The following is a 14225-nucleotide window of genomic DNA, read 5'->3' on the forward strand; positions in this document are numbered from 1 at the left end:
ATTATCGTAATTGATGGCTGTGCTATGCCAATTAGGCTGAAAAAATAGAAATTCATTTTTCTAATGGTAATGGTAGTGTTTATGTATGTGTTGATTGATTCTCTAGATGGAAATAAATTTAATACTGCTAAATACCCCAACATCAACATTTATCGAGTTTTGATTACTAATATCAAAGGGTTTTATTTAGTGGCGATCGCTACCAAGTATTCAATAGAGATGCTGCACAGCAACGTCTGTACGTAGCAGTTTAGTTCTCAGTCCAGTCCATAATTCCCTGCTTCCTTGCTTCACTCCATTGCTTGAATTTGCTTATTTGCCTGATTCTGCGCCCTAAGCATCGCCTGTTTTAATGGTTGTTGTCCTAGTAAGGCACTGACAAATTGATTATCAAAGTTGTTCACAATTGGGGCTGGGTATTTACCAACCTGCCAGGGTGTAGCATCATCAACACCGGCAACTAAAGGCGATCGCAAGGGATCTTGCTCATATCCTAATTGTTGAGATACTGATTTGCGTGTAGGTAAAGCAAAGCCTGTACTTGTCCATTTCTGCATTCCGGCTTTACCTGTGAGATAGGAAATTAACTCCCATGCTTCAGCTTTATGCTGTGATTGCTTACTCATAACATAGGCAACAGTGAATACCATTGTGCCTTTTTTTTGATTAATCGTTGGTAATTGTGCAGTTGCAAACTCCAATTGCGGAAAGGTTTCTTGTAAGTATGGAATTGCCCAATTACCTTCAATTACCATTGCCACTTTCTCCTGACCAAACATTTCGCTACCTGAGTTTGTCCCTACGTCAGATTTTTGAGCAGATGATTTATCTTTTTGATACTGGTCTATCACTAATTGCAATCCCCGTAAACCAGCTTCACTCGCAAAGGTAGCATGACCATTTTGATTGACAACCTCCCCACCAAAAGCTTTAATTTTGTAAACTTGGCGCGCTAATTCCGGTGCTTCCCCAAAGCCATACTTGTTGAGCTTACCTGTTAATTTTCGGGAGTAGGTGCGTAATTCTTGCCATGTCGCTGGGGGGCTGCTCAAACCAGCAGCAGCAAAGGCTTTTTTGTTATAAAACAGCGCCAAAGTGGAATAGTCCTTAGGGAAACCATAAATATGGTTCTGGTATTTAAAGGTTTCTAGGAGATTGGTTTCAAAGTCACTTAAGTCAAATGCGGGAGTGATGTAACTTTCTAATGGTTCCAGCACATTCTGGCTCATCAAAAAAGGAGCCTCCAGGGCATCCAAGTAAAAGACATCAGGGGCAGCTTCTCCAATCAAGCGGGTTTTGATCACGTCCATGTATTGGTCAGAAATCACTTCATATTTGACCTTGATCAGAGGATGCTGTGCTTCAAAGTCTTGTAAAACCTGTTTCAATAGTTTTTGCTCAACGGGAGAACCACCCCAGCCACTGAGTTTAACAGTGACTGGGGCAGATGCTGAAGACGAACTTTGCACTTGCCAACTATGGTAAGCAATGATGGCGATCGCGATCGCCATCACTAATCCCAAAAATTGCCACCAACTTTTTTTCATCGCCAGAGATAGAGGATAGGGAAGAAGCAGGGATATGGGAAAGATAACTACTGACTATTGACTATTGACTAAAAAACTACAGGTATCTACCGCTATACTATCGCTGAAGTCTATTACAAGTGACATGGTGCGGTTCTTTTTCACAGCAGTACTACTATTACTATTAGTGGGTTGTAATAATATTGGCTTGTTGCCGACTAGCGAATTAGTGCAGAGAGCGATCGCACTCCAGCTAGAACAAACTCAAGAAAAACTTAATCAACAGCTAGATTTAAATTTCCAAGGTTTTCAAATTAAACACCTGAAGATTCGCCAGGAACAACCCCTGACAATTCAAAATCTTCCTGCCTTCCGAGTTCTGGGAACCTATGACTTAATTTTCCAGTTACCAAAGAGACAGTTAACCAAACTGCAACAACCCTTTGATGTTTACCTCCAAATCCAGCAAGAAGGTAAAACTTGGCGATTGTTACTTCCAGATAAGACCAGTAAAGATACGGAACCAGTTTGGCATAGCTATCTCATCCCATAAATCATATATGCAACTGGAAAAAGCATCACAGACTTTTCTGTATAAATCCTCCAGCATAGCCATGATGAAACTAATTCGTAATTTGTAATAGCCTATGGCAAGACTATCAGGACTTATGCAACTGGCACAATAGTAGGGTGCGTCAGATGCGGAAAATCCTCTAATGTGTACGAAATTATTGGGGCTGACGCACCCTACAGTTACTTTGATTATGACACTTGCGTAAGTATTAACTATTACAAATTAGTTTCATTGGAGAAATGGCTATATGTATGTAAATTTTTTTATTAGTTCTATTGCCGGAATTGTCATTACAGTATTGCTAGCTTTTAGCGTATTGCAATGGTTTCATGTACCTGCGGGTAGCTTTCTGGATTGGGTAATTGGAGGGGCGAGTTTTTGGTGGTTGTTAGTCATTGTGACTGTACCTTGGAATATTCATTTTCAAGCTAAACAAGTGTTAGCTGAAGCCGCACAGTCCAGAGAAAAAGAAATTCCTGTGGATGAGCGACAAGTGCGATATGTCCAAGGGTTAGCCAAGCGATCGCTGTGGGTGGCTTTGGCTTTACACTTATTCTCAGCTATTGGTCTTTATCTCCTCGCCGCCACAGGTATTAGTGCTGTAGGTTATATCAGTTCTGGCGCAGCATTATTATTAACAATCCTCAGACCGGCAATTCGTGCTTATGAATATATCTATGCACGGCTAACAATGATTAGCCAAGAATGGAAATATCCCCGTGAAGATATCGTAGAACTCCGTCATCGCTTTGTTGAATTAGAACAAAAAGTCCAAGTTTTGGAAGACCAATTTAACCTAGAACAGCCCTATTCTTTAGCAGCCACACAACAACGCTTTGGTGAAGAAACCCGTAGAGATTTAGCAAAAATCGCCGCCAATTTAGAAGAATTACGGGCTACAAATCAAACTGAACATGAGCGATTATCTAGGGAAGCCAGAAATGCGATCGCCCAGCTTTCTACCGATGGACAGTTCCTCGATCATGTGCGAGAAATCATTCGCTTTTTTAAGACAGCTTGACACTAACTGGCGATCGCTTTTATGCAGTTATATTAAACTCCACTAATCTCTACCAATCTCTCGCCTGCTTGTAGAAGCCTCAATGCGTCCGGTAGTGTGACACTCAGAATCTCTTGCAAACGAGCATTTGATGTATTACCACAGGTTAGCCAGATGATTTTTGGTGGTTCTCCTAATCGTTCTACTAAGTCAACAAAATCGCTGTCTTTGGTGATGAAGATAACTCCTTGAGCTTTTGCTGCTTCAAAAATCTCCAGGTCTTCAGCATCCCTCAAGCCAATGTCACGCAATGCCGATGCTGTAATCCCAAATGTATTGTTAATCCAGGTAGCAATCGCCGGCGACAGATGTGCATCAATCCAAATCGTTGTCATGCCGTCAGGATGGGATGATTTAATTTACGAGCAGCGTAAGCGAGTGATGCTTTCAAATCATCCATCTCTAAATCGGGCATTTCTGCTAAGATTTGCTCGGAGCTAAGTCCCGCAGCCAACAAATCAAGTACATCTGATACCCTAATTCTCATACCACGAATGCAGGGACGACCACCACACTGTTTAGGGTTGACCGTGATTCGTTGCAACAAGTTTGACATTTAGATTCAGACTCCACAAATAATTACTTTTAGTGTGGTGTAAATTCATTTAAACTTGTACAGCTTGGCGCATTTCTATCGGTTCACCAGTCAAACTAAAAGCGCGAACTTCGTTAATTTTCACCTTGACTAATTGCCCTTTTAGTTCATTAATATCTCCCTTGAAGAAGGTGAGACGATTACCGCGTGTGCGTCCCATGACTTGGGTTTGATCTTTGGGGTTTTGTTCTTCTACTAAAACTTCCTCGATGCGTCCCATATAACGTTGCGATCGCTCGGCTGCTTTTACGTTCACTAAATGGTTTAATCTTTGTAGGCGATCGCTTTTGGTTTCTTCACTCAGTTGATTTTCCCACAAAGCTGCTGGTGTGCCGGGACGGGGTGAATAGGCGGCTGTGTTTAATTGGTCAAAGCCAATATCATCCACCAGTTTCAACGTATTCTCAAACTGTTCCTCTGTCTCCCCTGGGAACCCAACAATTGCATCAGCACTAATGGAAGCATCTGGCATATATCTACGAATTGTGTCGATAATCCGGCGATATTTCTCCTGAGTGTAACCCCGCGCCATTGCTTTCAGTAGTTGGTTATCTCCAGATTGAAAAGGAATGTGGAAATGTTCGCAAACTTTGGGCAACTCTGCACAAGCTTTAATTAGTCTCTCTGTAAAATAACGGGGATGGCTGGTAGCAAATCTGATTCTTTCTACTCCTGGCACATCATGGACGTAATACAGTAAGTCTGTGAAGGTGTGTAGGTGTCGTCCTTCTGGTGTCGCGCCTGGTAAATCTCTACCATAAGCGTCAATATTTTGACCAAGTAGGGTAATTTCTTTGTAACCTTGCCGTCCCAATTCTTCCATTTCTGCACGAACGGCTTCCGGTGTACGGGACTGTTCCACACCGCGCACGTTGGGAACTACACAATAGGTACAGCGTTCATTGCAGCCATAAATCACGTTTACCCAAGCTGTTACGGTGCTATCTCGCCGCGCCTGGGTGATATCTTCCATAATATGGACGGCTTCAGTAGCAACGACTTGATTACCCGCAAACACCGACTCCAGCAAATCTTTGAGACGGTTGGCGTGTTGTGGCCCCATGACTAAATCTAGTTCTGGTACTCGCCGCAGTAGTGCTTCGCCTTCCTGTTGGGCAACACAACCAGCTACAACTAAGGTTAAGTCTGGTTGTTCGTGTTTGCGCTTGGCTTGTCTACCGAGGTAAGAATAGACTTTCTGTTCAGCATTATCCCGAATTGTACAGGTATTGTAGAGAATCACATCTGCATTGTTGGGATCTTCGGAAAACTCAAAGCCCATGTCTTCTAAAATGCCAGCCATGCGCTCTGAGTCGGCTTTGTTCATTTGGCAACCAAAGGTAGTAATGTGATAGCGGCGGTTAGAAGTGGTCATGGGCAATTATGCTTAGTTAGCTGTATGTTAAATATGCTTTGTGTTCTTCTCTATTTACTCTAGTGATTGTCGAGCAACTTTAACAACCCCCAAGCTGTGAAAATTATCGCAGAAAAGCAGAGGACAGGAGTGATTGATTAGTCTTTCATCCCCAGAATTGTGTATTATACAGACGAAAAATGCTGCAATGAACGTTGTAGCTGTTTTTGTTGCAGTTTGGCTTTCCATTCACGGATTGCCGTTGCAGTTCTAGTTACGGATGGGACGTATTTCTCGGAAGTTTCTACTTTTGTTTGGCGCTTATTACTTAATGGTTGGCTAGTCAGACAATCACTAAAGTTGGGTAAATCCCTTTCTTTATTCAAAGCCTCAATGACATCCTGTGGTTTTTGGAAACGCTCATCTAAGGAAAATTTCACCATTTTGCGAATAATCTTGGCGAAATCATCACTAACTTTTACGTATTTATGCCAACATATTTCCCCAGTTTTGCTGTTATTTTCCATTTCTAAAGGTGCTTTGCCAGTTAACAGATAAATACAAGTCATACCCAAGGCGTAAATATCACTGGCATAAACTGGACGTAAAGAAAACTGCTCTGGTGGTGCAAATCCCGTTGTCCCCACGAAGTTGGTGTGAGCATTTTGACTAAATGAACTTAGACCCACATCAGATAATTTTTCCTTAACTGCACCAAAATCTATTAATACTATGCGGCCGTCGTCTGCACAACGTACTATATTTTGCGGTTTAATATCTCGGTGAATTACTTGATTTTGATAAAGATATTGCAAAATTGGCAGTAATTCTAGCAAAAATCGTTTAACTTCTGCTTCTGTCTTTATACCATGATGTCTGACTTCTTGTGACAAAGTATAGCCCCGCACATATTCTTGGACTAAATACAGTTCCCCGTCGCCTTCAAAGTAGTTAAGCAGCATGGGAATTTGCGAGTGGCTACCGAGTTTAGCGAGAGTTTTAGCTTCTTTTTGAAAGCGCTGACAGGCATTTTGCCAGCTTTTAGCACTAGTAACTTTAGGGCAAAGCTGTTTAATTACACACAAAGGATTTCCTGGTAACACCGCATCTCCAGCTAGAAACGTGATCCCGAAACCGCCTCTACCTAATATCCGCAATATCTGATAGCGATCGCAAAATAGCTCTTTAGAACCACACATTTGCGCTAGCTGATTCTGCTGCAAATTGTACTGATGTAAATTAGTAATATTTCCCGAAAAGCGATTCATAGCCCAACAATAGCTACTTTGTGATGTTATCAATCTAACCACAAAAGTTTTTCTGTGCCAGTAGCATTACGGCAACTTTGCAAAATTAATATTTATCGGGTAGTGGAGAGTCTGACAAGTGTAGGTTTTTTATAAAGCTATGAGTAATCACCATAAAGCTCAGGATATCATCATAGTTTTATTAACCCTTACATACCAATCCTATAAAATTTTATACCCGACTCTCCATTGCTGCTTACGGCACTTCAATCGGAATTAAAGTATCTTCTGGTAAATATTTACTAAAACGCCCCTCATCAGCAAGTACTAGAATTAGCCGCAGAGGATAATCTGGGGGAACTTGCAAATCTGCCCAGGGTATCGCCACTTCTAAACAATTTTCTAAGGCGACTTGAGCGCGGCTGAAACGGGGATGCCATTGATAATTTTCTGCTGCTTCCCGAAACTGAATTGATTGGGTCAGCAAGTTAATTTCCAAATGATGATGGAATAGATAATTAAGTGGGGCTGTATCCGGCACATCAGCTAAAGGAATCGGACTATTGTGCATTGTTCGATCTGGATAAAACCACAACAGGTTTAACTCTGGGGGCAAACCATGTCCAGGGGTAACACCGCTCTTAAAATCTACTCGCAAATAGAAATTCAGGTGATCTACACCGTACCATAGGCGCTGAACTATGCTGCTGTTGTGCATTGTCCCCCTCGCCCCACCAATTTCTATCCGTCCAGCTTTGTCCCAATCTTGCTCATCTCCTCTGCCATCAATTACAGGATGAATGAAGCCTTCTGGGGAATGATCATCTCTGGCTGCATGAACCTCCACTGGATTCTTGAGATATACGGGTATGGGTTCATTCAAAGCTTTATAGATGCCACACAAATGTTCTCGAAACAATTGGTCAAAAATGGCATCTTGATTTGAGGAATGTCCTTCACCAAACCACCAAAACCAGTCTGAACCTTCGGCAGCATATAAAGCTTCCCAAGCTTCGGGGTTATTTTCTTCTGTTGCTTCGGGATGATTTGCCAACATGATTCTCGCTTCGGTGAGGTAATCCCAAGCCCGGTTTTTGGCAGGATCACCAATCCAGGTGGTAAAGCTACCATCAACCCAAGAACCGCTATGTAGTTGTTCTGCGGAAATGGTGGCTGTGGCGGGAAATTCCTCGATAAATTCGGAGACGGTAACGAGTTTGATGTGGGGTTCGTTACTTAAACTTTGATATAAAGCTTCTAGGAATGGTTTGCCATCTTGGGGGTAAAATTCCCAGCAGTTTTCGCCATCTAAGGCGATAGTCACTAACCAAGGCTGTTCGCTTGGCCGTTCTCGTTGCATTTTGGCGATCGCTTGTAGGTGTCCCACCAAATCGGCGGCTGCCTGTTTGGCGGGCATTGCCCCATAGGTAAAGCCTATTAAATCTGATAATCTGTGATCACGGAAGACAATCGCCAAATCTCCGGCTGGAGTTGATAGGCGATAAGGTCGATACAAAAGTTCTGGCTGCTGTACATTCCCTGCCCCATCCCGATGAAAGAAGTGTTTCAGTGTCCACCCCAAGACTGCCTCATCTGAGCAAATCCACTGGAATCCTTGTTTAATAATATACGGTAATATATCTGGACTAACTGACTGTTCGGACGGCCATAAACCCTTTGGTTCTCGCCCAAATCTTTCTGTATATAGTTCCCAAGCTTTTCTTAAATGACGAGGAATATCTTCTGACCACTGAAATCGGGACTCAGGTAATGCCATATTTGGCACAGCTACCCGACCAGAATTAGTGTCAGCTAACAAAGGCAAAATCGGGTGTGTGTAGGGTGTGGTGGTAACTTCTAATTGCCCCGATTCCTGCATTTTCCGGTGCTGAGGAATAATGCGGCTGAGAATATCACGTTGTTTGGAATAAATGCGCTGGCGATCGCCTAAGCTAAAGTTACGCCCCTGCTGTAACCAAGTCGCAATTTCTGGATCATCCCAAAACAATGGGTCTATCCATGCCAAATTGTGCCACGCTAACAAATCGCTGTAATCTGCTAATTGCCAATTCGCCAAACACCAAGCCGGCCCTTTTTCCTGCCTTTGATAGTACAACTCGGCGTAACGAGGGTGAGGGTCAATCAAGGTGTGGTGATTAGCATCAAAAAAGTGCTGAATGATAAACTCTCGTTGTTGCTGAGTCAGTTGCTCAGTTGGTGTCAGACTGGCTTTGAGGTAAGGGTCAAACGCTGTACCAGCAATATAATCTTCCAGTTGCAGAATTAAGGAAGGAACTAAGTTTACTGTTTGATGTAATTTTGGATACTTTTCCAAAATTAGTATTAAATCTAAATAATCTTTTGTACCATGTAAGCGCACCCAAGGCAGGCGATATTGCTGACTAGAAGGCACTGAAAGGCTGCTACCAGGAGATTTATACAATGGCTGATGTTGATGCCAAATAAAAGCAACGTATAGCGGATGAGTCATAGGGTCTTAGGGATTGGGTATCGGGTATTGGGTATTGGGTATTGGGTATCGGGGATTGGGTATTGGGTATTGGGTAAATTGCCTCTTTCCTAATCCTCAGTCCTTACCTAGTCCCCAGTCCCCAGTCCCTATTCCCTAAATTACCTGTTCAACTTCGGCAATTTCAGGAATCATTTCCCGCAGACGGCGCTCAATACCCATTCTCAGAGTCATGGTAGAACTAGGACAAGAACCGCAAGCACCTTGTAAACGTAATTTAACAATAGGCCCATCGAGTTCTACAAGTTCCACGTTACCACCATCAGAAATTAGGTAAGGGCGCATTTCATCTAAAACAGTTTCCACGTTGTCAATTGTTAGTTCCATTGCTTGATACCTAGTAAATTAACAAAATTTGTGAGATAGGAAACATTTGGCATTGGCTATTTTGCCTTTACCTATTTTTCTATATCCCACACAGAGTTTTATTTTGCAGCTTGATTAAATCGATCCTAGATCCAATTGTTGCCAAATTGTGTTTTATTCTCGGTTGCTTCATGCGATAGTCATGAACACATAATATTCCTACATAGCAAATCTGTGATTGCTTGTAGGGGTATGGGGGTATAGGGGTATGGGACTGTAAATGTTTAAAACCCTCATACCCTTATACCCTTACACCCTCACACCCTTCCCCCTAATCCCTGAGTACATAAGTCCTAGACTTAACCGATGCACTCAGCGTCAGCGTCGTTAGAGGAAAGCATGACTGGCTGTTGGTATAGAGGTACGGTAAATGTGACTGTCGAACCAAGTCCCTCACCAAGACTGTAAAAATGCACTTCCCCACCCATCGTCTCTACAAGTTTTTGGGATATTGCCAGTCCCAAACCTGTACCACCATACTGACGAGTACGGGAACCATCTACTTGAGAGAATAATTGAAATAATTTGTCTTGCTGGTCTAAGGAAACACCAATACCTGTATCGGCTATTCTGACTCTTACCATACCAGGAAAGTTCTGTTCTTGGAGTTTCCCTTTTTTCAGGACAACATCGGCAGAAACGGTAATGCCACCTTCGTGGGTAAATTTAATCGCATTCCCGACTATATTTAACATGACTTGTAAAAGCCGTTGGTAATTACCTTGCACCACAATTTCATCGGAGGTTGGTGGCAATTGCATCCGGAAGCTGAGGTTTTTGACCTCTGCTTGTGGGCGCATAAAGTTATCTACATCAGAGAATAGCTCTTCCAACTTGATGGGAGCGCACACTAACTCCATTTTGCCAGCTTCGATTTTAGCTATATCTAAGATGTCGTTAATAATGTTGAGTAGATGTAAAGATAATTGATGAGCTTCGGATAAAAACTGGTTTTTTTCTTCGACATCGTCTGCCATGCCTTCTAAAATCAGCTTGAGGAAACCAATCATCCCATTCAAGGGAGTGCGGATTTCATGGGAGACATTAGCGAGAAACTCACTCTTGAGGCGGGAAGCTTCTTCAGCTTTTTGTCGTGCTGCTTCTAATTCTTTATATAAGGTAGCATGAGCGATCGCTGTTCCCAACTGATCTGCTACTTCTTTAGCTAGTTCTAATTCGGCATTGGTTAAGGGATAACATTCATGCCGTAAATTGATCGCTATTAAGCCATTAGCTTGGTCTTGGTAACAAGTGGCTACTACTAAAATTTTCTGTTGTGGGCAAAGTTTATAACCAGGAACTTCCATAATGATTGGTTCCAAGGTTGTCAACGCCTGAGCAAAAGCTGGTTCAGAAGTCACATCTATTTCTAAACCCAGCATGGAAGGACGGTCTGGTTGATGATATTCGGCAATTACTCGCACTTTAGAGCTAGAGGGCTGGTAAGGACAAATAATACAGCGCTCTAGCCTGAGTGCTTTACCTAGACTGTCAACTGTTTGTTGCCAAATAACGTCTAAATCTAGTGTCCGGCGAATATTTCTGGTAATTTTATTTACCAATCTTTGGTGTTGTTGCGATCGCGAAGCTAGGTCTGTTTGTGTAGGGGTGGTAATTGCTACATTGACCTCTTGGTTATTTACTTTAACTTGTAATAACCTACCCATTACCAAGACCGTCGTGGCAGCAGTTCCCAAAGGTGGAATAATCGGCGTGATAGCCAGTTCCAACTCAAATAGATTTTGATGACAGCTAAACCAGCAAGAGAACTTTTCTGGAGCTAAGTTAGCCATGACATAGTGCAGTCTCTTCATGTAAGAAACTTTGTCCAGTGGGACAAAAATTTCCTGTCCATTACCATCGCATACTATTTGCTCTTGGTTGAAACCCAAAAGTTCACTTTTCTGCCAATAAAAAGACAGGTAACGCCCCACCCCATCCTGCACATATACCAACTCAGCACCGAGGGTTGCTAATAATCCATCAGCCTTGTGGTTCATCGATTCTAGATTTTGGGGAAATCTATTTGGTAATTGGGAATTGGCAGTAATAGTCATTACGTTGAATCGAGTTGGATGGACTAATGGCAACTCAAAACAGTCTTACTAAGGCTGGGCAAAGCTTGGCGTAAAATTTGACCAATTTTACATACTGAGTATTGCGTATTGTAACTGTTCTGGTATTTAGATTGACAAACTTTACATTTTTAGGCTTTATCTTTACAGCCTATTTATGAAAGTTAATCGTTCCATTCTCCACGAGGCGGTACTGGCACGCGATTGGGACTGCGTGTCAGTTCATCATCTCTGAGAGCTTCACCCCGTAACCATTGACGAATGGCTACTTCAATCACTTTGCTGGGGTCGTTAGTTAGGTGCTGAATTTGCTCCAATAACTCCGAATCCAGTTGGACAGCGATTTCTACCTTATCGGCTTGGCTTGAATCCGCGTCGGTAGCTCTTTCTTTCATATTCATAGGTTTATATACTCAGAAACTGTCTTTTCACAAGCTTTATAAAGCAGTTGCATTGACTGTTCGGGTATTTTACTGACAAATATTAAAAGTTTATAGTTACATAGTTCCCCGAAATTTCACTAAACTAACAGCATTCAGATAGCCAGTGGCAATTTTCATTGAACTTTCTAGACAATGAAGCTAGAAGTTTTGTCAGTAAACCAGAGATTCCGAGCAAATACGGGTGGTATTTGCCCATCATATCTACACTATGTACTTATATATATTTATTGTACGCTTCAGGTTGATGAATACTGGCAGAGAAAAATAGACTTTATAGAGATTCTTAAAAAGTCTGTGAGTAATCTTTAAATTCGGACTAGGATTTGGGGAGGAAGGGGGTCGCAAAAGCGTAGATTTTTGATAAAGTAATCAGTGACAACTGTAATATCCCGGAAATAATTCAAGTTTTATCAACTCTTAAACTATGCTACTCCTTTAAATTGCAGCATAGAGAAATTCTGGTTGGTTTTTGAATGCTCATGCTTAAGGAGGTAAGCGCGATCGCTCAATTTAATTCTAGAAGCCTCATGCTCCTACCTCGGCTTGATGACAAAGCGTCAAAACACACAGTTATCGGGGATTTCCAGAAAATACATTATCCAATGTTGATAGCAAAGACGATGGAAAGATGATTTCTCCCCCTGATCCCCCCGAAATTCTGATCCGAGGAAACCTGCGCTCAGACTTCTCTCTGCTCATCAAAGCGATGGGATATTTTTTGAGATGGAAGTCCCTGAGAGTAGGAAGATGAGAAAAGCCAAGGATTCTGAAAAATAACTATGGTCTCTCTAAGGCTGCATATTTCATCAAATGAGACAAGAAATGTTGGGAACCAATCTGCAAATCACCACTATTAAGCACAGTCTTGTTCTGCCATCTTAATTGAGGTGGAAATTTTAGTAAGGTTTTTAAAGATTTATATAAATTAGATGCAGGGGAATATAACTTCATAAAAGTAGACACAGATTGCTGAATTTCCGATTCAATTAAATCTGGACTTTGTAATTTATTACCCTCAATAATGCCCCCAAAACGTTTCTTGATAAATATTTTAATATGCTCTGCATATTGGATTTTATCGTAATCAGCAATAGCTTGTGAAATGGTAGTTTGCTGATTTAAATTAATCACAAAGCCAACTAAGTAAGCGGCAACATTAGCGGTAAAATCGGAGTCACTAGCCAGACCCATCAGTACTCTCTCAAGGGTCATGGCATTCCCTTTATCAGCTTGAGAGCGATAAAATATAATAGCAGAGCCAATATCCCCAGCCCATGAGGTATGGTCAGCAGTCCAACTGGTTAAGTCAGACTTTTTAATTCCTGGTTGGTTGATTTGGTCGGAAAGTGAGGCGATGAAATGAGCAAAGTCAGTCATTTCGCCACTCAATAATAAATGTTTGTTGAGTCTGCCTTGAAATGCTCCTGCAATGTATTTTTGCTCATACCCTGTGGCTAAAGTCCATAACTTACTCGTGTATTCTGACTTTGTATAACCACGTAAAAGATTAGCGATTTCATAAGCCGATTTGCCCAGATTTTCACTTTCAATTTTTTCAATAAAGGTTAATACTTCTTTTAAGTCCGTCATAAATGTACCCTGTTGATCTCAGAGATGGTGATTTTTATAAAATAATCTACCCAGCTTTATTGTGAATTTCCGCATTTCTATTGAGTTAAGGAAGTCTTCCACATAAAATCGAAGGACGCCCAGTTTTATGTGAAAAAGCCTGAAAAGAGAAAAAGCCAAGGTTTGAACACTTCCTTTTCTTCTACGGATTGTCAACCCATGCCTTGAGCATCATTTTGTAATGTAAATTACCAGCACTTACAGACAATATGGAAATTAAAGAAATTAAAAAATCTTACAAGCCAAGAACTCAAGACAACGAAACTAGAAACTTTCAACACGTTAAAATACTAGACTGTAACCAACCAGTCAGCAGAGTTATTTTTGAATGTTGGCACTGTAAACAAGGGTTATTAAGTGAGGTAGAAGGAGTTTCCCCACAAGTTTTAGAACTCACTTGTCCCAGTTGTGGTAGAACCGCAATCAGGTTGATGGCTGATAAGGTACTATCAACAACAGCTATCCCTTCACCCTGGAACTAAAAAGCGTCTGCTTGTAAAATCCAAAAACTCCCCTTACTTCTAATAGGGGAGTTGTGAAAGTTTTTTCTAATAAAGAACCCATTTAACAGTTAATAACTTGCTTCTTTTGTTATTTGCTTAGGCTACGTTCTACTTACTCATCCCTCATAACTCAACAGGAAAGAGTATTTTAAGTTCATTCATTATTTCTGCTCCTGTTATTCTTATCTGAGATTGACCACTAAGTAAATTTGCCTTCCTATTCATCATTATGTTGTGAATTCATATATTCAATAAAAAGGGAAGTCAGGGCTGCCGATGACAGCCCCGACTTCCCTTCCCCTATAATAATTATCATTCTTATA

The 14225-nt window shown here is 41.5% G+C and carries 14 protein-coding genes; 4 read left to right on the forward strand and 10 right to left on the reverse strand.

Annotated elements, in window-relative coordinates; all coding sequences use genetic code 11:
• The first annotated feature begins 63 nt into the window (after nt 1-63).
• Nucleotides 64-246 carry a hypothetical protein gene (locus ACM5QX_RS18085; RefSeq protein WP_414754793.1) on the forward strand — a complete coding sequence of 61 codons (183 nt, stop codon included), beginning with the start codon at nt 64-66 and terminating at the stop codon, nt 244-246.
• 44 nt (nt 247-290) lie between these two features.
• Here ACM5QX_RS18085 and ACM5QX_RS18090 read toward each other — a convergent pair whose 3' ends face one another.
• On the reverse strand, nt 291-1547 hold the full coding sequence (locus tag ACM5QX_RS18090; RefSeq protein WP_414754794.1) for an ABC transporter substrate-binding protein: 1257 nt from the start codon (nt 1545-1547) through the stop codon (nt 291-293).
• A 124-nt stretch (nt 1548-1671) separates the two neighbouring features.
• On the opposite strand from ACM5QX_RS18090, the gene ACM5QX_RS18095 reads away from it, so the two are divergent.
• Entirely contained in the window at nt 1672-2079 is a 408-nt protein-coding gene (locus ACM5QX_RS18095; RefSeq protein ID WP_414754846.1) for a hypothetical protein, read from the forward strand.
• A 268-nt stretch (nt 2080-2347) separates the two neighbouring features.
• Nucleotides 2348-3121, forward strand: coding sequence for a hypothetical protein (locus ACM5QX_RS18100; protein ID WP_414754795.1), 774 nt, complete (start codon nt 2348-2350; stop codon nt 3119-3121).
• 32 nt (nt 3122-3153) lie between these two features.
• Here the strand turns inward: ACM5QX_RS18100 and ACM5QX_RS18105 are convergent, their stop codons facing one another.
• The 9 genes from ACM5QX_RS18105 to ACM5QX_RS18145 form a co-directional block, all read right to left on the reverse strand.
• Complete coding sequence (locus tag ACM5QX_RS18105) at nt 3154-3495, reverse strand: DUF5615 family PIN-like protein (RefSeq protein ID WP_414754796.1); 342 nt, start codon at nt 3493-3495, stop codon at nt 3154-3156.
• Entirely contained in the window at nt 3492-3716 is a 225-nt protein-coding gene (locus tag ACM5QX_RS18110; protein WP_011319779.1) for a DUF433 domain-containing protein, read from the reverse strand. The genes ACM5QX_RS18105 and ACM5QX_RS18110 overlap by 4 nt, the downstream gene beginning before the upstream one ends.
• Nucleotides 3717-3765: 49 nt before the next feature.
• Nucleotides 3766-5130: a tRNA (N6-isopentenyl adenosine(37)-C2)-methylthiotransferase MiaB gene (gene miaB, locus ACM5QX_RS18115; RefSeq protein ID WP_414754797.1), complete on the reverse strand. Its 1365-nt coding sequence runs from the start codon at nt 5128-5130 to the stop codon at nt 3766-3768.
• A gap of 164 nt (nt 5131-5294) precedes the next feature.
• Nucleotides 5295-6377, reverse strand: coding sequence for a protein kinase domain-containing protein (locus ACM5QX_RS18120; RefSeq protein ID WP_414754798.1), 1083 nt, complete (start codon nt 6375-6377; stop codon nt 5295-5297).
• A gap of 235 nt (nt 6378-6612) precedes the next feature.
• A complete protein-coding gene (locus ACM5QX_RS18125; protein ID WP_414754799.1) occupies nt 6613-8847 on the reverse strand; it encodes a glycoside hydrolase in 2235 nt (744 codons plus the stop codon).
• Between the two features lie 135 nt (nt 8848-8982).
• On the reverse strand, nt 8983-9213 hold the full coding sequence (locus tag ACM5QX_RS18130) for a NifU family protein (RefSeq protein ID WP_010995481.1): 231 nt from the start codon (nt 9211-9213) through the stop codon (nt 8983-8985).
• Between the two features lie 338 nt (nt 9214-9551).
• A complete protein-coding gene (locus ACM5QX_RS18135) occupies nt 9552-11309 on the reverse strand; it encodes an ATP-binding protein (RefSeq protein WP_414754800.1) in 1758 nt (585 codons plus the stop codon).
• Between the two features lie 182 nt (nt 11310-11491).
• Nucleotides 11492-11728 (reverse strand): hypothetical protein, encoded by a 237-nt coding sequence (locus tag ACM5QX_RS18140; protein ID WP_414754801.1) that lies wholly within the window; start codon nt 11726-11728, stop codon nt 11492-11494.
• Nucleotides 11729-12547: 819 nt separating this feature from the next.
• Nucleotides 12548-13360 (reverse strand): hypothetical protein, encoded by an 813-nt coding sequence (locus tag ACM5QX_RS18145; protein ID WP_414754802.1) that lies wholly within the window; start codon nt 13358-13360, stop codon nt 12548-12550.
• Nucleotides 13361-13608: 248 nt separating this feature from the next.
• Between ACM5QX_RS18145 and ACM5QX_RS18150 the strand changes: the two genes are divergently transcribed.
• Complete coding sequence (locus ACM5QX_RS18150; protein ID WP_011319772.1) at nt 13609-13881, forward strand: hypothetical protein; 273 nt, start codon at nt 13609-13611, stop codon at nt 13879-13881.
• The last annotated feature ends 344 nt before the right edge of the window (nt 13882-14225 follow it).

The organism is Anabaena sp. CCY 9910 (assembly GCF_963920875.1).
Taxonomy (GTDB): domain Bacteria; phylum Cyanobacteriota; class Cyanobacteriia; order Cyanobacteriales; family Nostocaceae; genus Trichormus; species Trichormus variabilis.

What these genes read in the sequence shown, in the direction of transcription:
- ACM5QX_RS18085 (WP_414754793.1), top strand. Translation starts at nt 64, where the DNA reads ATGGTAATGGTAGTGTTTATGTATGTGTTGATTGATTCTCTAGATGGA.
- ACM5QX_RS18090 (WP_414754794.1), bottom strand. Translation starts at nt 1,547, where the DNA reads ATGAAAAAAAGTTGGTGGCAATTTTTGGGATTAGTGATGGCGATCGCG.
- ACM5QX_RS18095 (WP_414754846.1), top strand. Translation starts at nt 1,672, where the DNA reads ATGGTGCGGTTCTTTTTCACAGCAGTACTACTATTACTATTAGTGGGT.
- ACM5QX_RS18100 (WP_414754795.1), top strand. Translation starts at nt 2,348, where the DNA reads ATGTATGTAAATTTTTTTATTAGTTCTATTGCCGGAATTGTCATTACA.
- ACM5QX_RS18105 (WP_414754796.1), bottom strand. Translation starts at nt 3,495, where the DNA reads ATGACAACGATTTGGATTGATGCACATCTGTCGCCGGCGATTGCTACC.
- ACM5QX_RS18110 (WP_011319779.1), bottom strand. Translation starts at nt 3,716, where the DNA reads ATGTCAAACTTGTTGCAACGAATCACGGTCAACCCTAAACAGTGTGGT.
- miaB (WP_414754797.1), bottom strand. Translation starts at nt 5,130, where the DNA reads ATGACCACTTCTAACCGCCGCTATCACATTACTACCTTTGGTTGCCAA.
- ACM5QX_RS18120 (WP_414754798.1), bottom strand. Translation starts at nt 6,377, where the DNA reads ATGAATCGCTTTTCGGGAAATATTACTAATTTACATCAGTACAATTTG.
- ACM5QX_RS18125 (WP_414754799.1), bottom strand. Translation starts at nt 8,847, where the DNA reads ATGACTCATCCGCTATACGTTGCTTTTATTTGGCATCAACATCAGCCA.
- ACM5QX_RS18130 (WP_010995481.1), bottom strand. Translation starts at nt 9,213, where the DNA reads ATGGAACTAACAATTGACAACGTGGAAACTGTTTTAGATGAAATGCGC.
- ACM5QX_RS18135 (WP_414754800.1), bottom strand. Translation starts at nt 11,309, where the DNA reads ATGACTATTACTGCCAATTCCCAATTACCAAATAGATTTCCCCAAAAT.
- ACM5QX_RS18140 (WP_414754801.1), bottom strand. Translation starts at nt 11,728, where the DNA reads ATGAATATGAAAGAAAGAGCTACCGACGCGGATTCAAGCCAAGCCGAT.
- ACM5QX_RS18145 (WP_414754802.1), bottom strand. Translation starts at nt 13,360, where the DNA reads ATGACGGACTTAAAAGAAGTATTAACCTTTATTGAAAAAATTGAAAGT.
- ACM5QX_RS18150 (WP_011319772.1), top strand. Translation starts at nt 13,609, where the DNA reads ATGGAAATTAAAGAAATTAAAAAATCTTACAAGCCAAGAACTCAAGAC.